This is a genomic window from Sporosarcina sp. FSL W8-0480, assembly GCF_037963765.1.
In the GTDB taxonomy this organism is placed as follows: Bacteria; Bacillota; Bacilli; order Bacillales_A; family Planococcaceae; genus Sporosarcina.
Genome location: NZ_CP150166.1, coordinates 2650721 through 2675622, shown reverse-complemented (window position 1 = coordinate 2675622; position 24902 = coordinate 2650721). Strand labels below are relative to the sequence as shown.

At 42.0% G+C, this 24902-nt stretch carries 24 protein-coding genes and 1 other annotated feature; of the genes, 19 read left to right on the top strand and 5 right to left on the bottom strand.

Features of this window, described 5'->3' with window-relative positions:
* The first annotated feature begins 2 nt into the window (after positions 1-2).
* Positions 3-728 (top strand): SDR family NAD(P)-dependent oxidoreductase, encoded by a 726-nt coding sequence (locus NSQ43_RS13800; protein WP_339251093.1) that lies wholly within the window; start codon positions 3-5, stop codon positions 726-728.
* Between the two features lie 171 nt (positions 729-899).
* Here NSQ43_RS13800 and NSQ43_RS13795 read toward each other — a convergent pair whose 3' ends face one another.
* Complete coding sequence (locus NSQ43_RS13795) at positions 900-1499, bottom strand: class I SAM-dependent methyltransferase (RefSeq protein ID WP_339251091.1); 600 nt, start codon at positions 1497-1499, stop codon at positions 900-902.
* On the bottom strand, positions 1496-2455 hold the full coding sequence (locus NSQ43_RS13790; RefSeq protein ID WP_339251090.1) for a TIGR01212 family radical SAM protein: 960 nt from the start codon (positions 2453-2455) through the stop codon (positions 1496-1498). The genes NSQ43_RS13795 and NSQ43_RS13790 overlap by 4 nt, the downstream gene beginning before the upstream one ends.
* Positions 2456-2667: 212 nt before the next feature.
* Between NSQ43_RS13790 and NSQ43_RS13785 the strand changes: the two genes are divergently transcribed.
* From NSQ43_RS13785 to NSQ43_RS13765, 5 genes are all read left to right on the top strand, one after another.
* Positions 2668-3852 carry an MFS transporter gene (locus NSQ43_RS13785; protein WP_339251088.1) on the top strand — a complete coding sequence of 395 codons (1185 nt, stop codon included), beginning with the start codon at positions 2668-2670 and terminating at the stop codon, positions 3850-3852.
* Positions 3853-3956: 104 nt separating this feature from the next.
* The gene (locus NSQ43_RS13780; RefSeq protein ID WP_339251087.1) at positions 3957-4643 is read left to right on the top strand and encodes a CoA transferase subunit A; all 687 of its coding nucleotides are present in this window, start codon (positions 3957-3959) and stop codon (positions 4641-4643) included.
* 18 nt (positions 4644-4661) lie between these two features.
* Entirely contained in the window at positions 4662-5306 is a 645-nt protein-coding gene (locus NSQ43_RS13775) for a 3-oxoacid CoA-transferase subunit B (protein ID WP_339251086.1), read from the top strand.
* Positions 5307-5550: 244 nt separating this feature from the next.
* Positions 5551-5766: a binding site (T-box leader), on the top strand.
* 70 nt (positions 5767-5836) lie between these two features.
* The gene (gene leuS / locus NSQ43_RS13770) at positions 5837-8251 is read left to right on the top strand and encodes a leucine--tRNA ligase (protein WP_339251084.1); all 2415 of its coding nucleotides are present in this window, start codon (positions 5837-5839) and stop codon (positions 8249-8251) included.
* Positions 8252-8277: 26 nt separating this feature from the next.
* On the top strand, positions 8278-8640 hold the full coding sequence (locus tag NSQ43_RS13765; protein ID WP_339251082.1) for a hypothetical protein: 363 nt from the start codon (positions 8278-8280) through the stop codon (positions 8638-8640).
* 5 nt (positions 8641-8645) lie between these two features.
* Here NSQ43_RS13765 and NSQ43_RS13760 read toward each other — a convergent pair whose 3' ends face one another.
* Entirely contained in the window at positions 8646-9908 is a 1263-nt protein-coding gene (locus NSQ43_RS13760; RefSeq protein WP_339251080.1) for an NAD(P)/FAD-dependent oxidoreductase, read from the bottom strand.
* Between the two features lie 131 nt (positions 9909-10039).
* Between NSQ43_RS13760 and NSQ43_RS13755 the strand changes: the two genes are divergently transcribed.
* Entirely contained in the window at positions 10040-11656 is a 1617-nt protein-coding gene (locus tag NSQ43_RS13755; RefSeq protein WP_339251078.1) for a polysaccharide biosynthesis protein, read from the top strand.
* 3 nt (positions 11657-11659) lie between these two features.
* Positions 11660-12385 (top strand): pseudouridine synthase, encoded by a 726-nt coding sequence (locus tag NSQ43_RS13750; RefSeq protein WP_339251076.1) that lies wholly within the window; start codon positions 11660-11662, stop codon positions 12383-12385.
* A 67-nt stretch (positions 12386-12452) separates the two neighbouring features.
* Here NSQ43_RS13750 and NSQ43_RS13745 read toward each other — a convergent pair whose 3' ends face one another.
* Complete coding sequence (locus NSQ43_RS13745) at positions 12453-12674, bottom strand: DeoR family transcriptional regulator (protein WP_339251074.1); 222 nt, start codon at positions 12672-12674, stop codon at positions 12453-12455.
* Positions 12675-12942: 268 nt separating this feature from the next.
* Here NSQ43_RS13745 and pepV point away from each other — a divergent pair, with 268 nt between their 5' ends.
* The 5 genes from pepV (at position 12943) to NSQ43_RS13720 (ending at position 17742) form a co-directional block, all read left to right on the top strand.
* Positions 12943-14346, top strand: a complete 1404-nt coding sequence (pepV, locus tag NSQ43_RS13740; protein WP_339254926.1) for a dipeptidase PepV — start codon at positions 12943-12945, stop codon at positions 14344-14346.
* Positions 14343-15197 (top strand): D-amino-acid transaminase, encoded by an 855-nt coding sequence (dat, locus tag NSQ43_RS13735; RefSeq protein ID WP_339251073.1) that lies wholly within the window; start codon positions 14343-14345, stop codon positions 15195-15197. The genes pepV and dat overlap by 4 nt, the downstream gene beginning before the upstream one ends.
* 134 nt (positions 15198-15331) lie before the next feature.
* Positions 15332-16183 (top strand): NERD domain-containing protein, encoded by an 852-nt coding sequence (locus NSQ43_RS13730; protein WP_339251071.1) that lies wholly within the window; start codon positions 15332-15334, stop codon positions 16181-16183.
* Between the two features lie 43 nt (positions 16184-16226).
* Positions 16227-16871 (top strand): tRNA (guanosine(46)-N7)-methyltransferase TrmB, encoded by a 645-nt coding sequence (trmB, locus tag NSQ43_RS13725; RefSeq protein WP_339251069.1) that lies wholly within the window; start codon positions 16227-16229, stop codon positions 16869-16871.
* A gap of 25 nt (positions 16872-16896) precedes the next feature.
* Positions 16897-17742: an MBL fold metallo-hydrolase gene (locus tag NSQ43_RS13720; RefSeq protein ID WP_339251067.1), complete on the top strand. Its 846-nt coding sequence runs from the start codon at positions 16897-16899 to the stop codon at positions 17740-17742.
* 75 nt (positions 17743-17817) lie between these two features.
* Here the strand turns inward: NSQ43_RS13720 and NSQ43_RS13715 are convergent, their stop codons facing one another.
* Positions 17818-18132, bottom strand: coding sequence for a hypothetical protein (locus NSQ43_RS13715; protein ID WP_339251065.1), 315 nt, complete (start codon positions 18130-18132; stop codon positions 17818-17820).
* 202 nt (positions 18133-18334) lie between these two features.
* On the opposite strand from NSQ43_RS13715, the gene NSQ43_RS13710 reads away from it, so the two are divergent.
* The 6 genes from NSQ43_RS13710 (at position 18335) to NSQ43_RS13685 (ending at position 24854) form a co-directional block, all read left to right on the top strand.
* Positions 18335-19408: a M42 family metallopeptidase gene (locus NSQ43_RS13710; protein WP_283732494.1), complete on the top strand. Its 1074-nt coding sequence runs from the start codon at positions 18335-18337 to the stop codon at positions 19406-19408.
* 257 nt (positions 19409-19665) lie between these two features.
* The gene (locus tag NSQ43_RS13705) at positions 19666-20187 is read left to right on the top strand and encodes a DUF84 family protein (RefSeq protein WP_339251063.1); all 522 of its coding nucleotides are present in this window, start codon (positions 19666-19668) and stop codon (positions 20185-20187) included.
* A gap of 75 nt (positions 20188-20262) precedes the next feature.
* Positions 20263-20781, top strand: coding sequence for a hypothetical protein (locus NSQ43_RS13700; RefSeq protein ID WP_339251062.1), 519 nt, complete (start codon positions 20263-20265; stop codon positions 20779-20781).
* Positions 20782-20857: 76 nt separating this feature from the next.
* Positions 20858-21676, top strand: coding sequence for a DUF1444 domain-containing protein (locus NSQ43_RS13695; protein WP_339251060.1), 819 nt, complete (start codon positions 20858-20860; stop codon positions 21674-21676).
* Complete coding sequence (gene ytpR / locus NSQ43_RS13690; RefSeq protein WP_339251058.1) at positions 21673-22278, top strand: YtpR family tRNA-binding protein; 606 nt, start codon at positions 21673-21675, stop codon at positions 22276-22278. The genes NSQ43_RS13695 and ytpR overlap by 4 nt, the downstream gene beginning before the upstream one ends.
* Before the next feature lie 200 nt (positions 22279-22478).
* Positions 22479-24854, top strand: coding sequence for a DNA translocase FtsK (locus NSQ43_RS13685; RefSeq protein ID WP_339251056.1), 2376 nt, complete (start codon positions 22479-22481; stop codon positions 24852-24854).
* Positions 24855-24902: the final 48 nt, after the last annotated feature.

Sequence of the window (24902 nt, the reverse complement as noted above, 5' to 3'; positions counted from 1 at the left end):
CGATGAATATTTTTATCATTACGGGCGCATCAAAAGGCATTGGCCTTGAGTTGATGAATCAGTTGAAAGAAAAAGGGGAGAAAGTGATTGGTATTGCAAGAACCAATCCCGGTCATGGAGATTTTGAGACTGCGGATTTATCGGAAACAAGTGGATTGGCTGATTTGATGAATCGAATTATTGAAGAGAATCTTTCATCGGCAAGTTCATTTACGTTAATCAATAACGCTGGAACTGTTGAACCGATAGGGCTAATCGGAAGCGTTAACGAGGATGAACTTGTAAGGGCTATGTCGATCAATCTGACTGCACCGATGATTTTATCCAATGCATTCATCGGAAGTCTGAAAAACTTTGAAGGTGAAAAGAAGATTGTCAATATTTCATCGGGTGCAGGCAGGAACCCGTATGAAGGATGGGGTGTCTACTGCACAACGAAAGCAGGACTTGATCATTTCTCCCGTGTTGTTTCACTTGAACAGAAGAAGGCACAATATCCAGTTGATATTATCTCGATTGCACCGGGAATCATTGATACAGGCATGCAGGAGACGATCCGATCAAGTGAAGCGGAAGATTTCCCGTTGCTTGATCGCTTTATCGAATATAAGGAACAAGGACATTTGAGCAGCGCTTCCGAAACAGCAAGTAAGTTGATTGCTGTGATGGAGAGGAAAGGTTTTAAGGATATTGGGCCAATTGCTGATATACGGCAATTAGGGGAGTGAGATAGTGAAACGTTGATTTCCGTTTCAGGCGGACGCTTTCCGGGGGTCGGGCATCCTAACTCAGGTGCTCGTAACGCTGCACTTTTACGAACGAAAGCGAAGCGTTGAGAGCACATCTTTGCACTTCGCCGCCTTCCACTTCAATCAACTGAAATTTCTGTTCATAGTGTGTTAATTCTCTACTTGTACAACCTCATCAAAATCCCTCACTTTTTCGATTGCGACTAAAAATGGGGGATTATTTCTTTGATTCAATAGTTCATAACGAATTACATGAACATCTGCCTGGTGAAGGGTTTTTACATATTCAAGCAACGCATCCCGCTCTTCCTTCCCGCCGTCATGTCCATCATAGACGGATATCGTGATGATTCCACCCTTTTTAAGCATCCCTAATAGCTTATGGATAGCTGTGATCGTTGAATCCGGTTTGGTAACAATTGTCTTATCATCGGCATAAGGAAGATAACCAAGGTTGAACATTGCTCCACCAATCGGTTCATTTACATACTGATCCACATTCGCATGACTATCCAAGATTAAAGTCACTCGCTCGGTTAAATCTCCAAGTCTCTCTGCAGTTGCTACAAGAGCGGCTTCCTGAATATCGAATGCGAAAACCTTGCCTTCTGCACCAACTTGCTCAGCTAAAAATAAAGTGTCATTTCCATTACCGGCAGTTGCGTCAACTACCGTTTCCCCAGGAAGAACAGTATCGCTAATCAATCGCTTGGAAAACGGAAGGACACGATGCAATAGTATTTTACTCAAATGAGTTCAACCATCCTTTCAAAAAACTTTCCTTGATAACTATTACGGCGTTCCAATTCCTTATCGATGCCGTTCAGTACATCCCACTTCGTAACACTCCACATTGGTCCAATCATCAAATCAATCGGTCCGTCCCCTGTAATTCGATGGACAATCATCTCTGGTGGCAGTAATTCAAGTTGATCGACTACGAGGTTGATGTATTCGTCCATTTTCATGAACTCAAGCATTCCTTTTTCATACTGCTTTACCATTGGCGTTCCTTTCAAAAGGTGAAGCAAGTGGATTTTTATTCCCTGTACATCAAGCCTTGCAACTTGTCTCGCAGTTTCCATCATCATGTCATAGTCTTCTAAAGGTAGCCCGTTGATAATATGCGTGCAGACTCGGATTCCATGTTTTCTGAGCTTTTCTACTCCCTCCACATAAGTGGGAAAATCATGTGCACGATTCACTAATTGTGCAGTTTTTTCGTGTACCGTTTGCAGTCCTAATTCGACCCATAAATAGGTCCGTTCATTTAACTCCGCCAAGTATTCAACGACATCATCAGGCAAACAATCCGGTCGAGTCGCGATTGACATGCCGAGTACCCCATCTTGCGCAAGTGCTGCCTCGAATTTTTCCTTTAATACGGGAAGGGGTGCATGGGTGTTTGTATAGGCCTGGAAATAGGCAAGATACTTTCCATCCTTCCATTTTCGATGCATTTTATCACGAATTTCCGCAAATTGGACATCTATTGGATCGACCCGATCTCCGGCGAAATCTCCTGATCCAGCTACACTGCAAAACGTGCAGCCCCCGAATGCAACAGTGCCATCCCGGTTGGGGCAGTCGAAACCTGCGTCTAATGCGACTTTAAAAACTTTGCATCCAAACTCGTCTTTTAAATGGCGTGACCATGTATGGTAACGTTTCCCTTCTGAAGGAAACGGGTAATTGAATTTCTGCATTGTGTTTCAGCTCCTCAACAGTAGATTGTATCACGATAGTTGGGAATGGTGTCATCTGAATTATGGAACATATTTAGTATGTCTTGTATGATTGTGGAAAAAGGAATACACTCGAACTATCCTGCCAAAAGGCCGGATTTTATTTTGCATAAAAATCAGTGGGAAACCAGACTGATTTGGATTTTATATAAATTAGAACGGAGGCAACATGTATGCCGAATAAAGTTTGGCTGCTTGTCATCGGGATGTTTGTCAATGTCATCGGAAATTCATTTCTATGGCCATTGAATACAATTTACATGCATGATTACCTTGGCAAGTCATTGGCTGTTGCTGGACTTGTGTTAGCGGCAAACTCGGGCGCAGGTGTTGTAGGGAACTTGCTTGGCGGGTATTTATTCGACAAAATTGGTGGTTTCCGATCGATTATAAGTGGTATTGTCATCTCAATCCTATCACTTGCTTATCTTGTTTATGACCATACTTGGTATCCTTATATTATATTTCTTACTGTTTTGGGTTTTAGTGGCGGTATTATTTTTCCAAGTATGTATGCAATGGTTGGTACAGTATGGCCTGAAGGCGGTCGTAAAGCGTTTAACTCAATTTATCTTGCGCAGAATGTCGGTGTTGCCATTGGTCCTGCTATGGCAGGTTTCATTGCATCCGTTCATATCGACTATATCTTTTCGGCGAATCTCATTTTCTATATCCTCTTTTTAGTGATTGCCTACTTCGGATATAAAAGAATGGAAATTGCTCCGGAACGCCACACAGATGTAATTAGGGAGACTACTCCAATCAAGTATATGGCTCCTTTCCTGGCGCTTCTTATTTTAGTTTCGGGCTACTTTATAACTTGGCTTGTCTACTCCCAATGGTCAACGACAATCTCTACGCATGCATTGTCCATCGGTGTAACGTTACGGGAATACAGCTTTATTTGGACAATTAATGGATTACTCATTGTCTTAGGCCAGCCTATCATCAGACCACTTATTAAACGTATTGAAAAACAGTTGAAAACACAAATGATTATCGGAACTTCCATATTTATTGTTTCGTTTATTGTTGTTAGTTTTGCAGGTTCGTTCAAGATGTTTATCGCATCAATGGTTATCCTTACATTTGGAGAGATGATCGTATGGCCTGCTATCCCGACGATAGCAAGTCAACTGGCCCCGAAAGGAAAAGATGGGTTTTATCAAGGCGTTGTAAACTCCGCCGCCACTATTGGTCGTATGATTGGACCATTAGCGGGTGGCCTCTTGGTGGAGATGCATGGTATGAAAATGATGCTCTTATTGCTCACAAGTCTTATGATCATCACAATCGTAACGACAATCCTATATGATCGACCGATAAAATCATCAAATCAAAGACCGGAAATCCAATAGAGATTTCCGGTTTTCAATTCGTATGATTGCGCCAATCAAAATAGTTTGATTAAATATAGATAGGAAACTAGCAATTATCTAAGTAATTGAAGGGGGAACGCGAAATGAAACCGATCTATTCAACAGCAATGGAAGCGATTTCGCAGATTAGAGATGGTTCAACGTTAATGGTAGGTGGCTTTGGTTTAGTTGGAATTCCTGAGCAACTCATTTTGGCTTTGGTTGAAAAGGGTGTTAAGGATTTGACGATTATATCAAATAACTGTGGCGTAGATGAATGGGGCCTAGGTCTTTTATTGAAAGAAAAGCAGATTAAAAAAATGATAGGTTCATATGTTGGGGAAAATAAGGAATTCGAACGTCAAGTTCTATCTGGCGAAATAGAAGTGGAGTTGACTCCTCAAGGAACGCTTGCTGAAAAGATTCGTGCAGGCGGTGCTGGAATACCAGCATTTTACACACCAGCCGGGGTTGGAACGACTGTGGCTGATGGTAAAGAGACAAGAGTTTTTAATGGGAAAGAATATGTCCTTGAAGAAGCGCTGGTTGCCGATTTTGCATTGATCCGTGCAGCGAAGTCGGATAAGCTTGGGAACTTGATCTACAACAAGACGGCACAAAACTTCAACCCTATGATGGCGGCAGCTGGACGCGTGACGATTGCGGAAGTCGAGGAAATCGTAGAAACGGGTCAATTGGATCCTGCAACAATTCACACACCAAGCATCTATGTACAAGGGCTATTGCAAGCGGAACAGGAAAAACGCATTGAACGGTTAACAACGCGATAAGGAAGGGGAGTATTCACGATGACGACAATTAATTACAGAGAACGAATAGCTAGACGTGCGGAAAAAGAAATTAACGATGGCGACTATGTAAATCTTGGAATTGGTATGCCGACACTGGTCGCAAACTTTATTTCGGAGGATAAAACTGTTGTTCTTCAATCGGAAAATGGCCTCCTTGGAATCGGTCCGTACCCGACAGAAGATGAGGTCGATCCGGACTTGATTAACGCTGGTAAGGAAACGGTTACAACAATCCCGGGATCGGCATTCTTCAACAGCGCTGAGTCTTTCGCAATGATTCGTGGAGGACATGTCGATGTTGCAATCCTTGGGGGCATGGAAGTATCGGAAAAAGGAGATCTTGCGAACTGGATGATTCCCGGCAAGATGATCAAAGGAATGGGCGGTGCGATGGATCTTGTGCATGGTGCAAAGAAAATCATCGTCATCATGGATCATGTTGCAAAAGACGGATCAGCTAAGATTAAAAAAGAATGTTCACTTCCTTTGACAGGAAAAGGAGTTGTCCATAAGATCATCACGGAAAGAGCTTTAATTGACGTGACACCGGACGGCCTCGAACTGAAGGAAGTTTTCGAAGGATTCACTGTCGAAGACGTTATTAACTCGACGGAAGCTGAGTTGAAAGTGAATTTGAATTAATTTACAATGCCAAGCCCTCTTAAATGGGCTTGGCATTACTTTTATCTATTGAATCAGGCGAGTTATCTATTGAATCGAGCAATTTATCTATTGAATATGTGAAGATATCTATTGAATCCGGAAAGTTATCATCAAAAAGGGACCTATGACTCACCCATAGCTTAGTCGCTTCCATCAATTTATTAGATATCCAGTTGTAAATTGGAACTATTTCGGGTACACTACAATAAACTGAATTCAAATAGCGTTGGCATTGAAGAGGAATTAGTAATCGGTACGGTCGATTATAGAGAGCAGGCGGTTGGTGCGAGCCTGTACGACTACGATGAACTCGCCTTTGAGCCTGTATCGGTGAACGAAAAGTAGCCGGTGCCGTTTTCCGCGTTAAGGAAACAAGTTGGGCGGCTTTGCCGTCAATTTGGGTGGCACCGCGGGAGTATACATACCTCTCGTCCCTTATTTTTAAGGGACGGGAGTTTTTTTATTCCCGTAAAACGCGATTTGAATGTAAATGGAAGGAATGAACAGAGATGAGTTACAAGCATGTACAGATCGAGAAGAAGTGGCAACAGTATTGGAAGGACAATAAGACTTATAAAATGGTCAACGATGAATCAAAGCCGAAATTCTACGCGCTTGATATGTTCCCATATCCATCAGGTGCGGGGCTACACGTCGGTCATCCACTTGGCTATATCGCGACAGATATTTTGAGTTCATTCAAAAGAAAGCAAGGCTATAATGTCCTTCACCCGATGGGTTGGGATGCATTCGGACTTCCAGCTGAACAATATGCGATTGACACTGGTAATGACCCTGCTGAATTCACTGCGAAAAACATCGCGACGTTCAAACGCCAAATGAATGATCTTGGGTTCTCTTATGACTGGGACCGTGAAGTGAATACGACGGATCCGAAGTATTACAAATGGACGCAATGGATTTTCATCCAATTGTATAAAAAAGGGTTGGCGTATATCGATGAAGTACCTGTCAACTGGTGTCCGGCTCTTGGAACAGTCCTTGCGAATGAAGAAGTAATTGACGGGAAATCTGAACGTGGCGGTCATCCAGTAGAACGTCGTCCGATGCGCCAATGGGTATTGCGCATTACGGAATATGCGGACCGTCTACTTGAAGATTTGGATGATCTTGACTGGCCGGATAGCTTGAAAGATATGCAACGCAATTGGATCGGTCGTTCTGAAGGTGCTCAGTTGACATTCGAAATTGATGGAACCGATCTTTCATTCGAAGCGTTCACGACTCGTCCGGATACGATCTTTGGTGCAACATATGCGGTTCTTGCTCCTGAGCATAAACTTGTTGAACAAATTACGACTGCGGAACAAAAAGATGCGGTTGACGCTTACTTGGATAAAGTGAAAACGAAAAGTGACTTGGAACGTACAGACCTTGCGAAAGAGAAGACTGGCGTATTCACAGGCTCTTATGCGATCAACCCTGCAAGCGGAGAGAAGATGCCAATTTGGATTGCGGATTATGTGCTTGCTTCATACGGAACTGGTGCAATCATGGCGGTGCCTGCTCATGATGAGCGGGATTACGAATTTGCGGTTGAATTCAAATTGCCGATTGTGGAAGTTGTTGCTGGCGGCGATATTACGAAGGAAGCGTATGTTGGCGACGGGGAGCATATTAATTCCGACTTCTTGAACGGTCTTGACAAAGAGGAAGCGATTGAAAAGGCAATTGCTTGGTTCGTTGAAAACGGAAAAGGCGAGAAGAAGATCACTTACCGCCTTCGCGATTGGCTATTCTCAAGACAACGTTATTGGGGTGAGCCGATTCCAATTATCCATTGGGAAGACGGTTCCATGACGACTGTCGATGAATCAGAATTACCATTGATGTTGCCGAAAACGGATAACATCAAACCAAGCGGAACGGGTGAATCCCCGCTTGCAAATATCGAAGAGTGGGTTAATGTCGTTGATCCGGTTACTGGCATGAAAGGCCGCCGCGAAACAAATACAATGCCGCAATGGGCAGGCAGCTGCTGGTACTACTTACGTTATATCGACCCGGATAATGATGAAATGCTGATTGATCCGAAACTTGCAGAACGCTGGTTGCCGGTTGACATTTACGTAGGCGGAGCGGAACACGCGGTACTTCACCTTCTATATGCTCGTTTCTGGCATAAAGTGCTTTATGATATCGGAGTCGTTCCAACGAAAGAGCCATTCCAAAAGCTGTTCAACCAAGGAATGATCCTTGGAGAAGGTCATGTGAAAATGTCCAAGTCTCTTGGCAACGTCATCAATCCTGACGATATTGTCCATTCGCATGGTGCGGACACACTTCGCCTTTACGAAATGTTCATGGGTCCTCTTGACGCTTCGAAAGAATGGTCAACGAACGGTCTTGACGGTGCACGTCGTTTCTTAGATCGCATCTGGCGTTTATTCGTCAACGAAGATGGAACGCTGAGCTCGAAAATAGGTGGCGAATCAGGTGGTGCACTTGAAAAGGTTTATCACCAAACTGTGAAGAAAGTAACCGAAGACTATGAAGGAATGCGTAATAACACTGCGATTTCCCAAATGATGGTGTTCATCAATGAAGGTTATAAAGTCGACTCGATTCCTAAAGAATTTGTTGAAGGCTTCGTCATCATGATTTCACCAATCACTCCGCATCTTGCTGAAGAGCTTTGGGAGAAGTTAGGTCATAGCGAATCGATTTCCTATGTTGCTTGGCCGACCTTTGATGAATCAAAACTATTTGATGATACAGTGGAAGTTGCTGTTCAAATCAACGGTAAAGTTCGCGCGAAAATCAATGTCGCTAAAGACATTACGAAGGAAGAGCTTGAGAAAGCCGCACTTGAAGATGATCAAGTGAAGCAATGGATCGATGGCAAGGAATTGAAGAAGGTAATTGCAATCCCAGGCAGATTGGTAAATATTGTAGCGGTTTAATATATGAAAAATCCACGGAAAGGAGTGTGAACTCTTTCCGTGGATTTTATTGTTGGAATCTTATAGTAGGAGATTTATTTCGTGCTCAAGAATTGGATTTTGCGCTCAAGAATTGGATTACGCGCTCAAGAAACGGATTACATGCTCAAGAATTGACTTCCGCGCTCAAGAATCTGATTTCGTGCTCAAGAATTGATTTCCGCGCTCAAGAATCTGATTTCGTGCTCAAGATTCAGATTTCGCGCTCAAGATTCAGATTTCGTGCTCAAGAATTGGATTCTACGCTCAAGAATTGGATCTCGCGCTCAAGAATTGGATTCTGCGCTCAAGAATTGGATTCCGCGCTCAACAACCGTCAACCCGCGCCCAAGAATCTCCCGCTTACATGACAAACTCAATCCCTCGCAAACGCCCCAGCACTCATCCCAGCAATCCGTCCTGTAACTAACGCCGAAGTAATATTATATCCACCAGTATACCCATGGATATCCAAAATCTCACCGCAGAAGTAAAGTCCAGCCTTTTTCCGAGAAGCCATCGTCTTCGGCTCGATCTCCTTCGTGGAAATCCCTCCGCCCGTGACGAATGCCTTTTCAATCGGCTGCGTGCCATTAACCGTCATCGCAAACCCTTTCAACAAGCCCGCCAACTTACGGATTTTTTCATTGGAAATTCCCGCGCCAGTATCAGCAACATCGATTTCCGCTCGGTCGAATAAAAACAGAAGCCAACGTTCCGGAGCGATTCCCTTCAAACTATTCTTCGCTACTTTCTTCGGATCCTCTTTCAACATGCCTGAAATCATCTGGAATGCCTTTTCCTCATTCATTGTTGGCAATGAATCAATCCGCATCTCAACAGGCTTCCCACCGTTTTTCATTTGTTCCTTTACAACAAACTGGCTGCATCGTAATATCGCAGGTCCGCTCAATCCGAAATGGGTGAACAACATGTCCATCTGATGTGTAACCATTGTCTTTCCTTTGGCATTCAATACGGATACAGCCACATCGCGTAGTGCAAGTCCTTGTAATTCTTTTGATTGAATAAACGGTTCGCTGGACAATAAAGGCACTTCAGTTGGATACAATTCCGTCACGGTATGACCAGCTTTTTCAGCCCAAGGATATCCGTCCCCTGTACTGCCGGTTTGCGGGACTGCTTTTCCACCAACGGCAACGACTACTGCATTCGCACGAATTTCTTCACCATCTTCAAGACGCACACCCAATATCCTTTCATCATCCATCAATAATTTCTTAACACGAGTCGTTAAACGCACCTCAACATTCAGGCGATCCATTTCACTAAGCAATGCATTTACGACATCCTTCGCATTATTTGAAACGGGAAACATCCTGCCGTGATCTTCTTCTTTCAATGGCACGCCAAGCCCTTCGAAAAAGGTGATAATGTCTTCATTGTTGAAGACAGAAAACGGACCATATAGAAACCTTCCGTTTCCTGGAATGTTTTTAACAATTTCTTCAAGTGGCAAACGGTTTGTCACATTACATCGTCCGCCCCCTGAAATTGATAATTTATTTCCAAGTTTTTTTCCTTTATCCAAAAGAAGGACTTTGCCTCCCTTTTCGGCTGCAGCGATAGAGGCCATTAACCCTGAGGGACCCCCACCGATGATAATAACGTCATACATATATGGAACCACACTTTCAGTTTTTCTCCATTATACATGGATATGCTCGATAATCATTGTGAAAAGTGTCGGTGGGGGGTAAACTGATAAGTAGCTTTGTTGAGTAGTTCTTAAGATTGGAAGGATCAAATATGTCATCAAACCTTGTAAAAGGCACAGCCATTTTAACAATCGGGCTCTTCTTATCCAAGGCGCTCGGTCTTTTATACGTTATTCCGTTTTATGCGATTGTCGGAAAAGAGAATATTGGATTGTATCAATACGCGTACATTCCATACAACCTTGCTTTAGCGGTAGCCATTTCGGGTGCTCCACTTGCGATTTCAAAATATGTTTCGAAGTATAATGCAATGGGCGATTATGCAACAGGTCGAAAGTTAATGAAGTCTGGAATGCTTGTCATGACAATAACGGGTATTCTATCGTTCTTAGTCTTGTTTTTCATGGCTGAACCAATTGCCAAACTCGTTATTCGTGATGATGAACAGATATTTACTATAGAAGAAATTAAGTCAGTTATCCGGTGGGTAAGTTATGCATTGCTTGCTGTTCCGCTAATGAGTATTGTCCGCGGTTATTTACAGGGCAATCAGAAATTTGAACCAACCTCAGTTTCCCAGCTTGTCGAGCAAATTGTCAGGATTTTGGTTGTCTTGGTTGGGGCATATTTCGTAGTAAATGTACTTGATTTATCTCCAAGACTGGCAGTGAATTTCGCGGTGTTTGCGGCATTTATCGGGGCTCTTGCGGGTCTTGTCGTACTGTATAAGTATTGGCTTAAATACAAACCAGAGTTTACAGCTTTGTATGAGAGCAGTCCGCCAGCAAGTAGTATTTCGTTTATAGATATGTACAAAGAAGTTATCGGGTATACGATTCCATTTGTCCTCGTAGGTGTCATCAATCCGCTTTATCAATTCGTAGATATGATAACATTCAATGATGCAATGAAATCCATTGGCCTATCAAGCGTTACCGATGAGATTTTGACGATGCTTAACTTCCTTACACATAAAGTTGTTATGATTCCAGTTATGGTAGCGACCGGCTTTTCAATGGCCCTTATTCCTGTTATAACAAGTTACTACACGAGGAACGATCAGAAAGGACTCACACGCTCTCTTGATCAAACCTTTCAAATCATGCTGTTTTTGACCATCCCAATGGTTATTGGTCTAATTGTGCTATCGGATGAGTTTTACACTTTCCTTTACAGTAAAGATGCTGTTGGATCAGCTGTATTGTCTGCGTATGCTCCTGTCGCAATTCTTTTCGGTCTATTCACAGTAACTGCAGCAATCCTTCAAGGTATCGACAAGCATAAGTGGATTGTTTTCACTTCGTTAACGGGATTATTGATTAAAATGATATTAAACATCCCACTTATCAAGCTCTTTGAAGTGAACGGTGCTATTGCTGCAACTGCAATCGGATATGGTGTGGCAGTATCAATCAACCTTTTCGTCATCTCTAAGGTTCTGAATTACCATTCGAAAATGGTGTTTAGACGATTGATCCTAATCGGGATTTTCAATGTTATCATGCTCATTGCTGTCCACTTTACATTAAAAGGCTTACTTGCCATCAGCCCTGTCGGCGGCAAAATGCAAGCTTTGCTTTACGTTTTGATCTGTGCATTTGTTGGAGCAGCTGTGTATGGAGCTTTAGCATTAAAATCAGGGCTTGCACAGAAATTATTTGGTGATCGTTTAACGAAGATTACGAAGAAGTTAGGGTTTGGAGGATAATCAATGCGTTTGGATAAATTATTGGCGAATATGGGATTCGGTTCGCGTAAAGAAGTGCGACAGCTTCTGAAGAAAGGCGCAATACAAGTAAATAATGAACTCGTCAAGGATCCTGCGCGTCACGTTGATCCGGAAATGGATGAAGTGACGATTTTAGGCGAGCGGATTGTATACAGGGAATTCATATACTTGATGTTGCATAAACCGCAAGGCGTAATTTCTGCGACTGAAGATTTCCGTGATCGAACTGTCATTGATTTATTGGATGATGAGTATAGACATTTCGAGCCATTCCCGGTTGGCCGTCTCGATAAGGACACGGAAGGCTTGTTGTTGATCACCAATGACGGAAAGCTTGCGCATGAATTATTGTCACCGAAGAAAGAAGTCCCGAAAACGTATTATGCACATATTGAAGGTGTCGTAACTGAAGATGATATCGAGAGGTTTGCGGAAGGGGTAACGCTGGATGATGGTTATTTCACGAAGCCTGGGAAACTTCGGATTTTAAAATCCGACAATATCTCTGAAATTGAGCTAACGATTACGGAAGGGAAATTCCATCAGGTTAAGCGGATGTTCGAGGCTGTAGGTAAGCGGGTTGTCTACCTGAAACGACTTACGATGGGAACATTAAGCTTAGATGAAGGGTTGAATTTAGGGGAGTATCGGGAATTGACGGAAGAAGAGTTGGCTTCGCTTCGCAATGAAAAAGCTGAACTGGATTGACAGTTCAGCTTTTTCAATTTCTCGTTTTGAAATCGCCGGGTGGTTAAAACCACCCATTAGAGTGACGTCATAAGGGTAATTTAACTTTTTTCTGAGTTGTTGTCCATTTACCGCGGGTTGGGCTTGTTATGAGTTCGTTATATTCAAGAACGTTCAAATCCCGTTGTGCGGTGCGGCTTGTGATGCCAAATTCTTCTACTACGTTTTCGGTTGTAACCATGCCCCGGTCATGAATGTATAAATAGACATCCTTAATACGGGTAAGCATACGATCAGTAGCGGTATTCAACTGTGGAACCACTCCTTCATCTTCATTTTCCAAATCTATGGGCATGAGACTATTGAATGTTACCTATGCAAGTTGAAATTGGCCCCTGACAATGCACTCCTTTCATCAGAACGCTGTATCGGGTAATTGTTCCGATAATATAATTATAGCTTATTTTTGACAATAGTAAAAGAATTTTTTGTTAATTCAATGTAAATATTGCTTGGTACTTTATTTTCCAAGCTGAACATGTGAAAATAAGAGAATAAGAAAGAAGGTGCCTAAGTTGGTGAACTGGAAAGAAAAAGCATTGGAAAATCAGGAATTTGTAATTGATGATTTAAAGCAATTAATATCTATTCCTTCTGTTTTAGATGAAGGTTTGTCTTCAGAGGGAGCGCCGTTCGGTCCCGAGCCGAAGCGAGCGCTCGATTGGCTTTTAGAGGAAGGTAGGAAGGCTGGATTTACTGTAAAGAATATCGACAATATGGCAGGGCATATCGAAATGGGCGAAGGTGATGAGCTTTTAGGAATCCTTTGTCACGTCGATGTGGTACCTGCCGGAAGTAACTGGACTTACGGGCCGTTCGAAGGTACTGTTGCTGATGGGAAGTTGTTCGGACGTGGTGCAATCGATGATAAAGGTCCAACAATTGCCGCTTGGCATGCTATGAAAATGGTGAAAGAAGCAGGAATCCCTCTGAATAAACGGGTACGTCTCATTATTGGAACAGATGAGGAAAGTGGTTTCCGTTGTGTGAGACGTTATTTTGAAAAAGAAGAAATGCCGACAATCGGGTTTGCTCCAGATGCAGATTTCCCAATCATTAATGCTGAAAAGGGAATTTCATCACTGGTCTTTTCACAAAAAACGAATACGTCGGATGGACAATTGCTTGACTTCAAATCAGGGAATCGGACGAATATGGTTCCTGACCATGCACAAGCCATCATAGGTATTGGATTCGAAGAAATTAAGGATCGATTTGAACGTTTTATGGATTCCCATGATTACGGTGCATCCGTAACCGGAAATGACGTTGAGACAACGATAAGTGTCAATGGGAAGTCCGCTCATGCGATGGAACCCGACAATGGAGTGAATGCTGCTATTGTCCTAACATCCTTCCTGAATGAAATTTTCACAGATGGTGCATCAAAGGAATTCACTCAATTCATCGTAAATGCATTTGGAAATGAAACACGAGGACGTTATCTTGGGCTAAATTTCAATGATGAAATATCAGGTGATACGACTTTGAATGCGGGTATCGTTTCCTATAACCCTGAAGAAGGCGGACAAGTTAACGTTAGCATGCGGTATTCGGTTACGTATCCGTTTGAAGAGAAGGTTAACAATTGTCATGAAAGGTTAAAGGATTCAGCATTCCATTTAGAGGTTAGATCCAATTCGACGCCGCATCATGTCGATGCAAATGACCCGTTCATCAAAACATTGCAGGAAGTCTATACAGCATACACAGGTGAAGAGGCTGAACTTCTATCAATCGGTGGCGGTACGTACGCACGTGTGTTGGATAAAGGAGTCGCATTCGGAATGCTTTTCCCAGGTAGGGAAGATGTCGCCCACCAAGCAGATGAATATGTATATATAGAAGACCTTATAAAGGCGACAGCCATTTACGCATCGGCAATCAGCCGTTTAGCGTCCAATGAGGAAGGGGAAAGATGATGATTCACTTTATCGACGGGCAGTTTTTAGCAAAGGATAGTATAAACGTTTCCATTGATGATAGGGGCTATTATTTTGGAGATGGTGTTTACGAAGTCGTAAAAGTATATGATGGTGAATTATATACGGCAGAAGAACATTTCGAGCGTCTATCTCAAAGTGCAACAAAAGTAAAAATGACGATTCCATATTCTGAACAGCAGTTAATCGACATTGCGAAGGAATTGGTTAAGGTTAATGAAATCGCGACAGGGCATATTTATATGCAAGTGACTCGCGGAGTCGCCGCGAGGGTCCATCAGTTCCCGACTCCTGAAACTGCACCAGTTGTAACAGCGTATGCGGTTCATAATCCAAGACCGATGAAAACTATCGAAAATGGAGTACGGACGATAACTGTTGATGATATTCGATGGCTTCGTTGTGATATAAAGAGTTTGAACTTGTTGGGAAGTGTCCTTGCGAAACAAGAAGCTTTTGAGGCGAACTGCGCAGAAGCGATATTGGTCCGTGACGGAATCGTAACGGAAGGATCTTCAACTAATATGTTTGGCATCAAAGATGGAGTCGTTTACACACACCCAGCATCAAATCTTATCCTAAATGGAATTACCCGCCAAGTTGTAATAAAATTATGCGAAGAAAACGGAATAACTGTAAAAGAGGAATCATTCTCTCCTGAAGAAGCACTTGAAATGGATGAGTTTTTCATGACCTCTACGACAGCGGAAGTTACACCAGTCATTATGATAAATGGGAAAGCAATCGGTTCAGGTGAACCTGGTCCTGTTACAAGAAAATTGCAGGAGGCTTTTGCCCGTCAGATTCCTGTTTCCATAGTAGGAGAATGAGTATTGTCGATTGAACGGAGTTGATGGAATTGGCGCAGCTCGTCAAACTGCTTGATTATATATCCCGCTATGAAAATGATTTATCACATTATCCCACACAATATATTAGGCTTAAAAAGTCCCAATGGGAAAGAATGAAGCTCCAATGGGAAAATGGAGCGGATTTTTCGGAAAGGGAAGAAAGTCCTGATGTAGAAGAGGAGGAGCAGCTGAAGGAGGGGAATTGGCTTACCCCTCTTTTCAGTTTGTTTGGAAGGAGAAAGGAAAGAGAGTTCGAGCCTCTGGATGTTGAAATGGACACCGAATCCGAAGAAGTGAATGAGTTGGAGGATTTTGGATTCAATCCCTATCTCTTAAACAATCCTACCAATCTTGAACATCTACGCAAGCTCTTTTTAGATCAGCTATTTCATTTCCAGTTGAAGTGGGCAAGCTCGACATTGAGGGAAACTTCCCACCTTGATGCGAAATTCATGGGAGATAAATTGCTGAGAAGCTTTACCCAGCAACTGCCCGACAGTTTTCTGCTATTTTACTATCCAATCCTTCAAGTGAAGAAAGCTCCGGTTGAAGTGGATATAATATTGGTAACCCCGCTTGAATGCTTGTGCATAACAGTAGTGGAACAAGAAGATATTGCAGCTTTTGTAGGGAGTGGAGATCGTTTTTGGACGAAAAAGGTTGGTACAAAAGAGTCAAGGATTCTAAATCCCCTTATCGGGCTTAATCGAATGGAAAAAATCATCTCGGGAATTTTCAGTACCCAAAGTATTGACTTCCCCATTAAGAAAATCATACTATCAAGAAACGGCTACATCGATTATCCCGGAAACCCGTTTGATATTAAAATTATAGACCGCCGGACGTATAGTGAATGGTTCACTGCTCTTCAACAATCCACTTTTCCAATGAAGTTCAACCAATTTAAGGCGGCACAGTCGATTTTGGATAATGTCAAGACTACCGCTTTCGGTAGGATGGAATAACTGAATTACGATGAACAAAAACAATTAGAAATGAGTGTAAAAAATGAGGCTGCGCAATAAACCATGGGCAAAAGATTTCATGGCAGAACATCCAGATGTCCTCATCAACGAAGATGAAGGAGCAGTAAAGGATTGGAAAGCAATTTTTAACAATGAAAACCCGATCCATGTAGAAGTAGGGACAGGTAAAGGGCAATTCATCATCGGAATGGCATTAGCCAATCCGGACATTAACTATATTGGAATCGAACATTTTGACAATGTAATCGTATCCGCTTTGGAAAAAGCAATTGAAGCGGGAAAACCGTCGAACTTGCGACTACTTCGTGGAAATGGTGCCAATATGGAGGATTTATTTAAGGTTAGGGAGTTGGATCTTATCTATTTGAACTTTTCAGATCCATGGCCAAAAACCCGCCATGCAAAACGAAGACTTACGCATGAATCATTTTTGGCAAAATATGAAGATGTTTTGAAGGAAAAAGGTGAAATCCACTTCAAGACGGATAATCGCAAGCTCTTTGAATACTCGCTTGTTTCCATGTCTTCTTACGGCATGGTTTTAAAGGATGTCTCCTTGGATTTACATGCTGAAATGCCCGAAGATAACATTATGACGGAATACGAAGAGAAATTCTCGGCAAAGGGACAACCTATCTATCGGTTGGAGGCTATGTTTAACAATTAGAGAGATAAGAAAGGGGATGTTTTGGTTGGATACATATGTATTTCACGATATGAAACTCACTTGGCTTGATGGTGGTGTGAACTTTCTTGATGGGGGTACGATGTTTGGGGTTGTACCGAAAGCATTATGGTCCCGAAAGTATGAAGTGGATGAGAATAACTTGATTGAACTTAGAACAGATCCTATCCTCATTTCATATGAAGGGAAGCACATCTTAATCGACAGCGGAATAGGCAAAGGAAAGCTCACGGAAAAGCAAAAGCGTAATCTTGGTGTGCGTGCGGAAACGAAGGTTGAAGAAAGTTTACTGGAGCTTGGGTTGAAACCGGAGGATATCGATATTATCTTAATGACCCATCTTCATAACGACCATGCCGCGGGCTTAACAGGCTACGTGGATGACAAGCTTGTCTCGATTTTTCCGAACGCAGAAATTCATGTTTCTGCAGTCGAATGGGATGAAATGAGAAATCCGAATATCCGTTCAAGAAATACGTACTGGAAAGAAAACTGGGAGCCGATTCAGCACCAAGTGAAAACTTTCAATGAACATACTATTATAGTTTTAGGGATTGAAATGATTCATACCGGCGGTCATAGTGACGGCCATAGCGTCATCAAATTAACCCAAAACAATGAAACGATCTTGCATATGGGGGATATCATGCCAACCCATGCCCATAGCAATCCACTCTGGGTGCTTGCATATGATGACTATCCAATGACGTCAATCTTTGCAAAGGAAAAACTGATGAAAGAAGCATTGGCGAACCAGTATCGTTTCATCTTTTATCATGATGCAGTTTACCGCCTTGTCCAATGGGATGAAAGCGGTAAGGAAATTACAGAATCAGTGTCTCGTACAAAATGAAAAATACCGTCACACGGAAAATGTGTGGCGGTATTTTTAACTTCATTATTTACTTCTTGAATTTACTTCTTGAATTCACTTCTGGACCAGTTCAACAACAGTACCTGTTTCTGCATTCGCTGCAAATTCGAATTGCTCAAGTTCGCCATTTCGAATCCTTGAAATGCCGCCCCTATATACTTCCATCGATAAGACATTATTCGTGAAAACTTCTGGCTTCATGACAATCCATGAACCATCAATAGGCCCCTCTTTTTTGAAGGCTTCCTTTACATCATTTAAGACACGTTCTGCTGGAGTATTCGAGTTCAGCTTTTCAAAAGCCTGATTGACAATCAGACCAGCGGCTACACCTGTTAAGACTCCTGATACGAAATCTTTCACTTTCATAGTTTGAAACCCCCTCTTCAATCTCAATCAATCTCACCCAAGTGTACCATATTTCACTGATAATTTTACATTCTATTCGATGAAAAATTATCATATCTATCTCTTGGAAAATTAATTCGCAAAGCTAAATATTCGTGATGGATAGTTTTGAACTCCTGGATTATACTTAAAGGAGTACATAAAGAATTGGGGGAAGTTTTTCATGAACAATGAAACATTGACGATGTTTAAAACACTCACTGAATTACCTGGTGCACCGGGTAATGAACATTTAGTTCGTGCATACATGCGTGAAGAGTTAGGGAAGTATTCCGACGAACTTATTCAAGATAATCTTGGAGGAGTATTTGGAGTCCGTAAAGGTCCGGAAGACGGTCCAAGAATCATGGTAGCAGGACATATGGATGAAGTTGGCTTTATGGTTTCAAGTATTACAGATAACGGTATGCTACGTTTCCAACCGCTTGGTGGCTGGTGGAGTCAAGTATTACTTGCACAACGTGTTCAAATCATTACGGATGCTGGGCCGGTTGTCGGTGTCATCGGATCAATTCCACCTCACTTGCTAAGCGACGAAGTTCGAAATAAACCGATGGATATTAAAAATATGCTTATTGATATCGGTGCAGATGATAAGGCCGATGCTTTGAAAATCGGTATCCGTCCTGGACAACAAATCGTTCCAATCTGCCCGTTCACACCGATGGCAAACGAAAAGAAAATCTTGGCAAAAGCATGGGATAACCGCTACGGTTGCGGATTGGCAATTGAACTATTGAAAGAAGTTCATGGCGAAAAACTCCCGAACACACTTTACTCAGGCGCTAACGTAATGGAAGAAGTTGGCCTCCGAGGTGCTCAAGCAGCAGCCCGAATGATCAACCCTGATTTATTCTTCGCATTGGATGCAAGCCCTGCAAATGACGCTTCAGGCAATAAAAACGAATTCGGCCAACTTGGAAAAGGTACGCTTCTTCGTATTTTTGACCGTTCGATGGTGACACATCGCGGAATGAGAGAGTTCATCCTTGATACGGCTGAAACACATAAAATCCCTTACCAGTACTTCATTTCCCAAGGTGGAACGGATGCTGGACAAGTACACGTTTCAAACGAAGGTGTACCAAGTGCTGTAATTGGTATCTGCTCACGATACATCCACACAGCAGCATCAATCATTCATACTGATGATTACGCAGCGGCAAAAGAACTTCTTGTAAAACTTGTCAAAGCATGCGATAAAACGACTGTTGAGACAATCAAGAGCAACGTTTGATTAACAACCAAAAGACCATCCTTCATCATGGGGATGGTTTTTCGTTTCAATAAATTCGCGGGCGCTCGTTTAATTCAGGAAGCGCTCGTTTATCCGGGAAAGCGCTCGTTTATTTCGGGAACCGCTCATTTATTTCAGGAAGCGCTCGTTTATCAAGGAAAGCGCTCGTTTAATTCAGGAAGCGCTCGTTTATTGCTGGAACCGCTCGTTTATCCCGAAAAACGCTCAATTAATTTTACCTCAAGAGGAGAAATCGTATGAAATTCATCATTGGATCGACTAACCAGGCAAAAGTAAAGGCTGCACGCACAATAATAGAGCAACACTTCCCAAACTCCGAACTCCATGAGGTAAAGGTTCCCTCAGGGGTGAAAGATCAGCCCATCGGAGATGAGGAAACAAGAACAGGAGCATTAAATCGAGCAACAAATGCAGCAGAAGAACAAGAAGGCGCAATCGGAATCGGTCTCGAAGGCGGCGTTCGCCTACTCGATAACGAAATGTTCCTCTGTAACTGGGGTGCACTCGTTTTACCTTCAGGAGAAAAATTCACAGCTGCTGGCGCTCAAATTCCATTGCCAAATAGCATTGCTACTGAAATACATAAAGGTAAAGAATTAGGAATCGTAGTCGACGAATATTTCCAAGCAAGCGGCATTCGTCATAGTGAAGGCGCAATCGGCATGTTCACAGCCCAAGCAATCACCCGTGACCTGCTTTTCGAACATATCATGCTACTATTAGTCGGCCAGTTAAAATTCCACCAAACAGCTCGCTGAACTGCTATATTTGCATATACTCACTATTATCTTTAAAATAGATATCGGCTATTTAATTAGATTGGAGGAAGCCGAATGTTCCGCTTATGGAAATTCCTATTCCTGACACTACTCTCAATAACAGTGCTGAGCGCTTGCGGGAAAACCATCGAAGAGAAGGCTTTGGATGGAATCGAAGCCGCTAAAACCGCATTCGAACTACATGACAAAGCCGTGAATGCAGAAGTCGAGAATGTTTCATTGTACAAGCCAGCCGGTTTTACGATTTCTAAAAGTTCCGATGGACAAAATATTATCATGAAAAAAGGTGACGAAACCTTCCTTCTTTTCATCAATCCAAATGAAAACATGGAGAGCCGCCTGTTTTACGACCTATTGGAAAGAAACGATAAATCCGTCCGTTATGAAGAAATATTCACTGATGATGGCTATTTCGGGTTTGCATCTGTTTTGAAAAAAAGTGATGATCAAGTCGAACTGATAACAAGTGTCGGTGGGATTAAACTAACAACAATTACAAAGAAGAAGAACATAGAAAAGAATATGGCCAATATGATGGAAATTGTGCGTTCCATTGAGCAAGGCTCGAAATAATTTTAGAACATAGGCGGTCACACGGCGCAACCCTAAAGCGACGCGCGACCGCTTATTTTTAGAAAGGATGATGAATATGAATTCATCTAAGTTAGTTGAGTTACTAAAAGAACGACTTCCGTCAAAAGATTTGGAATGGCGTTTCGATAGGAAAACGGACAAAGTAAGGTTGGAGCATAAAGTCTTGAAAAAGGGAATGGATATTTCATTACCAGAAATCCTTGCGAAATATGAAACGAAAAAAGAGTCAGCAATTAATGAAGTGATTTATACGATTAAAGAGACATTTAATGCAATGGAAATCGAAGAGTCGGAAGGGTTTACTAAAGACGGTGCAATCTATCCGGTAATCCGTTCAACCTCTTTCCCTCAAACCTCAAAAGCAGGGGATCGATTCATCGTCAAAGACCATACGGCGGAAACAAGGATTTTTTATGCACTGGACTTGGGCACTACGTATCGGTTGATAGATGAAACAATGTTGGATTCACTTGGTATGTCAGAACAAGACATTATGGAATCGGCCATGTTCAAGGTGAGGTCCTTGCCGACGAATATGAAGAAAGATGAAGTGGCAGGTAATCTGTTTTACTTTGTTAATAATAATGATGGTTATGATGCAAGCCGTATATTGAACCAAGCCTTTCTAAAAGAGATGGAAGGGAAGATCGAAGGGCATATGACAGTGTCCGTCCCCCATCAAGATGTGCTCATCATCGGTGATATTCGAAATGACACAGGTTATGATGTGCTTGCACAGATGACGATGCAATTCTTCACAGTAGGGGCAGTTCCAGTTACATCATTGTCATTCATTTATGAAGATGGTAAATTAGAACCTATCTTTATAATGGCAAAAAATCGGGTCGCGAGAAGGGAAAGAAAAAAGAAATGAATATCTTTTACAATCAAAAAACGTTAGGTGACGTCCTCCTTGTACAAGTGACGACTGATCGCCCGAAAGAAACAGAAATCGATTCAGTGAATGATATCACATTGATAAAAGATGAGTCTTCAAAAGAAGTTGTTGCTTTCAACGTTTTCAATGCTTCAAAATACGTGGAAATCAACGGAAATGGACAAATTGAAACGACAGAGGAAATCGTCGGAAAGCTGAATGAGGCATTAAAATCGAACGGAGTCGAACTTGAACTTGACGTGGATTTATCTCCGAAATTCGTTGTTGGCTATGTAATTGAGAAGGAGAAGCATCCTAATGCAGATAAATTAAGTGTTTGCACTGTAGACGTGGGGAATGAAAAGCTCCAAATCGTCTGTGGAGCACCGAATGTTGATAAGGGCCAAAAAGTTGTTGTTGCGAAGGTTGGGGCTGTAATGCCTTCAGGGATGGTCATTCGTGATGCAGAGTTGAGAGGGATTGCATCATCTGGAATGATTTGTTCTGCAAGAGAACTTAATTTGCCGGATGCGCCTGCTGAAAAAGGAATCTTAGTCCTTAGAGAAGACTCTCGAATTGGTGAGCCATTCAATATCTAACTTGATGATTTTGTGGTAGTCACTTGGCTGTTTTTGGTAGGAAATCATTCGAAACTGCCGTCAATATCCGTCCAACGTACTGTGAAAAACAGTACGTTTTTCTTATTTTAGGCCCCAGATTGATTTAATCGATAAAAACCTGCTAAAATAGAATGATCGACTTGAAAAGAGTGATAGATTTGACTTGGTTTAAAAAATTTATGAATAAAATATTTGAATCGGAAAAAGATGAAAGTCTACCAGATACATATACTATAGAAGATACTGATGATGTAGATGATAAAGAAGAAAACCCGAAAGAACGACCAGCTTTCCGCTTTCCAATAATAACGGATGCAGAGATCTATGGCTGGGAACCAGACTCTGAAAATGAAAGAGATAGGAATGGAGCACTAATTACAAAATTGGATGATGAAGAAGAATTTACACCTATTCCTTTATATAAAAATGATAGATGGCCAGGTGAAAAGGAAATAGGGAAGATTCATAGGGCAACTTCCTCTTCCAAGTACCTTACTGATAGAGTAATTGAAGATGATTTTAAACGGGTAAAACCAAATCTTAGCAAAGAAGAGAGCAGCAATACGACGACAATTAAACAAAAGCGTCCATTTACACCAACTACTGTTCCTTCTCCGGTGTATGGCTATATGAAACCGACCATACGGAAGGAAAGTACTTTGAAAACTGAAGATGAGGATTTGGCTTTGAGTTCATCCTCATCTAAGACGATAGACAATGAGGAAATTGTTAAAGACATACAGGTGATAGATGAAATTGACCGCATTGAAACGGAAAATCATGCACATACTTCCAATAATGAGATTGAAGTAATTGAACGTTTTAATGAAAATGTACTTGAGGTAAAAGAAGAAGCGATTGAGCTTGAATCTATTGATGAATCGCCTACTCCAATGGACTCTACCGAATCTGATGATTCCCTACAAGTAATTTCAGAATCAAATGAAGGGGAACTGCGGAAAAAAGAACGAATAGTGCCTTTCAATGTTTTAATGTTGAAAAACGATAAACTAAAGTTGGAAGAAAAACGTGAAGCAAAAGAAAGCATTCTCAAAAATAAGGGAACGGAAACTATTCCTCAAAGTCAGGTGAAGGAATCTGATGTGGGTGAAGAAATGGGTTTGCCGCATTACGCATTCCCTCCAAAAGACTTCCTCATACAGCCCGAAGCACATATTGAGGATGCAGAATGGCTTCAGACTCAATCAGCGAAATTGGAAGAGGCACTTTCCCATTTCTCCATTCAAGCAAACGTAATTGAAGCAGTGCAAGGTCCGACAGTTACACGATTTGAATTGACTGTAGGGCACGGAACGAAAGTGAGCAAGGTTAGAAATCTAACTGATGATTTGAAACTTGCTCTTGCAGCGGAAGATATCCGAATTCAAGCTCCGATTCCCGGAACCAGTTCAATTGGCATTGAAATTCCGAATCGAAAGCCAAGGGCCGTTCGTATATCCGAGGTTATCGAAACAGAAAGGTTCCAAGGCTCTGAATCGCCAATGGAAGCAGTACTTGGACTTAGCTTGACCGGGGAACCGGTTACGATCGACTTGCGGAAAATGCCACATGGGATGATTGCAGGGGCTACAGGTTCCGGTAAATCAGTGTGCATAAATTCAATTTTAGTAAGTTTACTTTATAAATCTTCACCTACGGATTTGAAAATGCTTTTAATTGACCCTAAAATGGTTGAGCTTGCTCCTTTCAATGGCATTCCTCATTTAATAAGCCCAGTTATTACCGATGTTAAAGCTGCTACAGCTGCTTTAAAGTGGGCGGTCGGCGAAATGGAAAGACGATATGAACTATTTGCCCATGTAGGAGCAAGAAATATTGAAAGATACAATGAGATGGTTGAAAAGGACCGCAAATTTTCATTGAAGCTGCCATATTTGTTAATCGTTATTGATGAGCTTGCGGATTTAATGATGATGGCTCCGGCGGATGTTGAAGTTTCAATAGCGAGGATAACACAGAAGGCAAGAGCCTGCGGTATTCATCTGATCATTGCGACACAACGGCCTTCCGTCGATGTAATCACAGGGACAATAAAGGCGAATGTGCCGACCCGTATTGCGTTTTCGGTTTCTTCTCAAATAGATTCCCGAACAATCATAGATACAATAGGTGCTGAAAGGCTTTTAGGGAAAGGCGATATGCTCTATCTTGGAAACGGGCAATCTTCAGCGGCCCGATTACAGGGTACATTTGTCACGGATGCCGAAATTGAACGTATAATAGAACACGTTCAGAACGAGGCGGATCCCGAATACCTGTTTGGTCAGGAGGATCTTTTAGCCAATTCAATGGAGGAAGAGGAATCCGACCCACTCTTTGTTGAAGCTTGCCAATTCATCATTAGCCAGGGTAGTGCTTCAACGTCCCTTTTGCAGCGGAACTTTAGCATCGGCTATAACCGTGCGGCTAAATTGATGGACCGTATGGAAGAATTAGGTTTCATATCAGAGCAAAAGGGAAGTAAACCACGAGATGTTTTTTTAACTGAAAATGATTTTGAACAATACCTCAATAGAACTGATAAATCGCTTTAAGTTTATAGTTATATTTATATAGTATTTCAGTATATCGAGTTTGAGAAT

Coding starts and splice junctions, on each gene's coding strand:
- NSQ43_RS13750 (WP_339251076.1), top strand. CDS start 11,660: ATGCGTTTGGATAAATTATTGGCGAATATGGGATTCGGTTCGCGTAAA.
- NSQ43_RS13785 (WP_339251088.1), top strand. CDS start 2,668: ATGCCGAATAAAGTTTGGCTGCTTGTCATCGGGATGTTTGTCAATGTC.
- trmB (WP_339251069.1), top strand. CDS start 16,227: ATGAGGCTGCGCAATAAACCATGGGCAAAAGATTTCATGGCAGAACAT.
- NSQ43_RS13715 (WP_339251065.1), bottom strand. CDS start 18,132: ATGAAAGTGAAAGATTTCGTATCAGGAGTCTTAACAGGTGTAGCCGCT.
- NSQ43_RS13800 (WP_339251093.1), top strand. CDS start 3: ATGAATATTTTTATCATTACGGGCGCATCAAAAGGCATTGGCCTTGAG.
- NSQ43_RS13705 (WP_339251063.1), top strand. CDS start 19,666: ATGAAATTCATCATTGGATCGACTAACCAGGCAAAAGTAAAGGCTGCA.
- NSQ43_RS13685 (WP_339251056.1), top strand. CDS start 22,479: ATGAATAAAATATTTGAATCGGAAAAAGATGAAAGTCTACCAGATACA.
- leuS (WP_339251084.1), top strand. CDS start 5,837: ATGAGTTACAAGCATGTACAGATCGAGAAGAAGTGGCAACAGTATTGG.
- NSQ43_RS13775 (WP_339251086.1), top strand. CDS start 4,662: ATGACGACAATTAATTACAGAGAACGAATAGCTAGACGTGCGGAAAAA.
- dat (WP_339251073.1), top strand. CDS start 14,343: ATGATGATTCACTTTATCGACGGGCAGTTTTTAGCAAAGGATAGTATA.
- ytpR (WP_339251058.1), top strand. CDS start 21,673: ATGAATATCTTTTACAATCAAAAAACGTTAGGTGACGTCCTCCTTGTA.
- NSQ43_RS13790 (WP_339251090.1), bottom strand. CDS start 2,455: ATGCAGAAATTCAATTACCCGTTTCCTTCAGAAGGGAAACGTTACCAT.
- NSQ43_RS13710 (WP_283732494.1), top strand. CDS start 18,335: ATGAACAATGAAACATTGACGATGTTTAAAACACTCACTGAATTACCT.
- NSQ43_RS13730 (WP_339251071.1), top strand. CDS start 15,332: ATGAAGCTCCAATGGGAAAATGGAGCGGATTTTTCGGAAAGGGAAGAA.
- NSQ43_RS13760 (WP_339251080.1), bottom strand. CDS start 9,908: ATGTATGACGTTATTATCATCGGTGGGGGTCCCTCAGGGTTAATGGCC.
- NSQ43_RS13755 (WP_339251078.1), top strand. CDS start 10,040: ATGTCATCAAACCTTGTAAAAGGCACAGCCATTTTAACAATCGGGCTC.
- NSQ43_RS13695 (WP_339251060.1), top strand. CDS start 20,858: ATGAATTCATCTAAGTTAGTTGAGTTACTAAAAGAACGACTTCCGTCA.
- NSQ43_RS13700 (WP_339251062.1), top strand. CDS start 20,263: ATGTTCCGCTTATGGAAATTCCTATTCCTGACACTACTCTCAATAACA.
- NSQ43_RS13780 (WP_339251087.1), top strand. CDS start 3,957: ATGAAACCGATCTATTCAACAGCAATGGAAGCGATTTCGCAGATTAGA.